This window comes from Bacillus cereus group sp. BfR-BA-01355, from assembly GCF_022663675.1.
GTDB lineage: Bacteria > Bacillota > Bacilli > Bacillales > Bacillaceae_G > Bacillus_A > Bacillus_A thuringiensis_S.
On the sequence record NZ_JAKUFY010000223.1, the window covers coordinates 1 to 3,154 of the forward strand.

Consider the following 3,154-nt stretch of genomic DNA (forward strand, 5'->3'; position numbering starts at 1 on the left):
AAGCCAGGTGAAGGAGTAGAAAAACCTAATTTACCAGAAAAAGGACAAGGTTCTTCTAATAATCAACAACTTCCAGCTACAGGACACAATACGAATTACGTTCCATTCATCGGTTTTATGCTTCTGTTATTAGGAATACGATTAAGATTCATGGCTAAAAATAGCTAACAGATGTATAAAAGGCATCAGAGATATATAATCTCTGATGCCTTTTAAGTTAATACAGATAAAATGTAAATATCTATATGGAATGATAAATATTTTAAGCTTCAATTACGCTAAGCATTCTGTTTATAAATGCAGCTGCGTGAGCGCGTTGTGATGGTCCTTTTGGTACGAATTGATTAAATTCATTACCTTTTACAATTCCAAATCCATACACTCTTTGTACTTCTTGTTTAGCGTAAATTAAGTTTTGGTCTACAAATGGTAGTTCAACTTGTTTTGCAAAAATACCAGCGTGTTTTAGAGAACGATCGATCATAATAACAGCTTCTTCACGTGTAATTGTGGTATTTGGATCAAATGTATTATCACCACGTCCGCGGATTATGCCTGCGCTTGCTGCACGATTAATACCGTCTCTTAAAGATGGGTGTACTTGTTCTAAGTCTGTGAACTTAGCATTTCCACTTGGTAATTGTAAAGCACGAGTAATTAGTGTAGCAAATTCAGCACGCGTTACAAGACGTTCTGGGAAGTACTTGCCGTTCCCTTCTCCTTGCATAATGCCTCTAGCTGCTAATTGACGAATGTCTTGTTCATACCATCCACCTGTAATGTCATCAGTTACTGGATCTTTTTGGTTTTCCTTATAGTATGTTTCAGTTCCTTTTAAGAAAGCATTCCATTGTCCGCGTTGAATCATAAACGCAGGGCAGTTTTTCCCTGACCAAAATTGATGTTTTTGGACCTTATCTAGAGAAATATTTAAGTCGTTCATTAAATAAGCTGCCAATTTACGGGCATTTTCTACCGCTTTTTCATAGTTTCCATCTTGATTAACGGCAATTTCAATTCCGATAGATTCATAGTTTCCAGTTTTATTTCCAGCATGCCATCCAACTTCATTTACTGGAAGATGTTGATAAATTTCTTTATCATCTACTGTGAAATGCCAAGATGCGGCGCGATCAGCTGTTCCGCGTGCTTGATTATCTAAGAATTTTGCATGATTTAGAGCATTAGCACCTTTCGCTGTATTAGCCGTTTCGTGAATCGTAATATATTTAGGTACCATCGGGTAGCCAGGGCGAATATCGTCATTTCCTTTAGGGACAATCATTTCTTTAAATGTAACGCCATAAATATTGTTTGTTTGTAGAGCATCTGGAGCTCTTAATAAACTATTTTTAGCAGAACGAACGTTTTTTAGTAATGAAGCTTTTGTACCTTCAAATGTAGCAGAAGGTGCATAAATCCATTTTGCTGTTTCATTTATTTGGACTTTAAACCAATTTCCAGCTTGTTCAGTAGGAGTAATGACTTGTGGCTGTAGTTTCCCTTCTTCGTTAAACGATTGGAACGGAAGTGCATGTATGGAAGCTTCTTCTTTTACGATTAATTTTTGGTTAGATAGTTTATGAATCTCTTGAACTTCTAAGCTATTATCATTGTTATCTATCCATCCAGCGCCAGTTGACGTCGTTATGTAGTAAGCATTTCCTTTTTTCTTTGTCGCCGTTACGACTTGTTCTGTAATCTCGATATTCGATTTGTTTTTTAAATCATTCGCGGTATATAATGAATGTTTTTTTGAAGTGTATAGTAGGAATTGACCAGTAACCTCGATATCTTCTTCATGAGTACTATGCTCATTAACATGCTCTTTAATACTTTTAAAAACTTGATCCTCCGTATATACTTCGGCGGATTTTTCAGCACTCTCTGCAAATGAATAAGTAGGTGCAAGAACAGTTTGTAATGCAAGAGAGAGAGTTAATACACTATAAAATTTCTTTTTCATATTTTTTTTAACACATTAGATTATGGAATCTAGTGTTAACATTCCTCCTTTATATATTGTATTTTCGCTATGTAACGATTTTTTGTACTAATAAATTTTAACAAGAGAAAATCATGATGTCTATATACATGAGCGATATTCATAAAAAGAATTATTTGAAAAAATGTAAGAGAAACAGGTAAAACCTTCTGTATTGACCTGTAAACGCCCTTCAAGTAAACTAAAGAGAGTTTGCAAATGAAAAGGTGATAATGTGTTAATTTCAATTAAAACGTTACAAGATGATCGTTTTTTACGTCCGCTACAAAATATTGGCGGCTTATTTTTTGAAGATAGTACGATTGGATTTGAACAAGAGGAAGCGAATCTGATCGTTGATATACACATTGAGGATAATGTGAAAGCATCCGCTCGATTAACGGATGTTAGCACAGGAAATGTGTATGAAGAAACATTCTCGAAAGATTTATCTGCTTTCACAGATGAAAAAGAGCGTATGAAGCAAGTGAAGCACGTTGTTTCTTATGTATATCTTTCTGTTCTTCAGCAGTTAACTGGACTTGAACAAAGCTGGGGTATTTTAACGGGAGTACGTCCGACGAAACTTCTTCATAAAATGCTTCAAAATGGTATGTCAAAGGAAGAAGCGCATCAAGAACTTCGTGAAAGTTATTTAATTCATGAAGAGAAAATTGAACTTCTTCAGCGCATTGTTGATTGCCAATTAGCAGTTGTTCCGGATTTATACCGTTTGAAAGAAGAAGTAAGTATTTATATCGGTATTCCGTTCTGCCCAACGAAATGTGCATACTGTACATTCCCGGCTTATGCGATTAATGGACGCCAAGGGTCTGTTGATTCGTTCTTAGGTGGTTTACATTATGAAGTTCGTGAAATTGGTAAGTTTTTAAAAGAAAAAGGTGTGAAAGTTACGACGATTTATTATGGCGGCGGTACACCTACAAGTATTACAGCAGAAGAGATGGATATGCTGTATGAAGAAATGTACGAAGCGTTCCCAGACGTGAAAAATGTACGTGAAGTAACAGTTGAGGCAGGTCGTCCAGATACGATTACGCCAGCAAAGCTAGAAGTGTTAAATAAATGGAACATTGACCGTATTAGTATTAATCCGCAGTCATATCATCAAGAGACACTAAAAGCAATTGGACGTCACCATACTGTAGA

Annotated in this window: 3 protein-coding genes; 2 read left to right on the plus strand and 1 reads right to left on the minus strand. The window is 35.8% G+C overall.

The features are described from left to right. Window positions 1–168 (plus strand): LPXTG cell wall anchor domain-containing protein (locus MR167_RS31025; protein WP_157405781.1); only part of this gene is annotated, 168 nt, incomplete at its 5' end. A gap of 94 nt (window positions 169–262) precedes the next feature. Here MR167_RS31025 and MR167_RS31030 read toward each other — a convergent pair. Continuing rightward, window positions 263–1,966, minus strand: coding sequence for an S-layer homology domain-containing protein (locus tag MR167_RS31030; protein WP_000726533.1), 1,704 nt, complete (start codon window positions 1,964–1,966; stop codon window positions 263–265). 253 nt (window positions 1,967–2,219) lie between these two features. On the opposite strand from MR167_RS31030, the gene MR167_RS31035 reads away from it, so the two are divergent. After that, on the plus strand, window positions 2,220–3,154 hold a 935-nt coding region (locus MR167_RS31035; RefSeq protein ID WP_242316203.1), incomplete at its 3' end, for a radical SAM protein.

Excerpts from the sequence above, each read along its gene's own strand:
- MR167_RS31030 (WP_000726533.1), bottom strand. The coding sequence starts at position 1,966 with ATGAAAAAGAAATTTTATAGTGTATTAACTCTCTCTCTTGCATTACAA.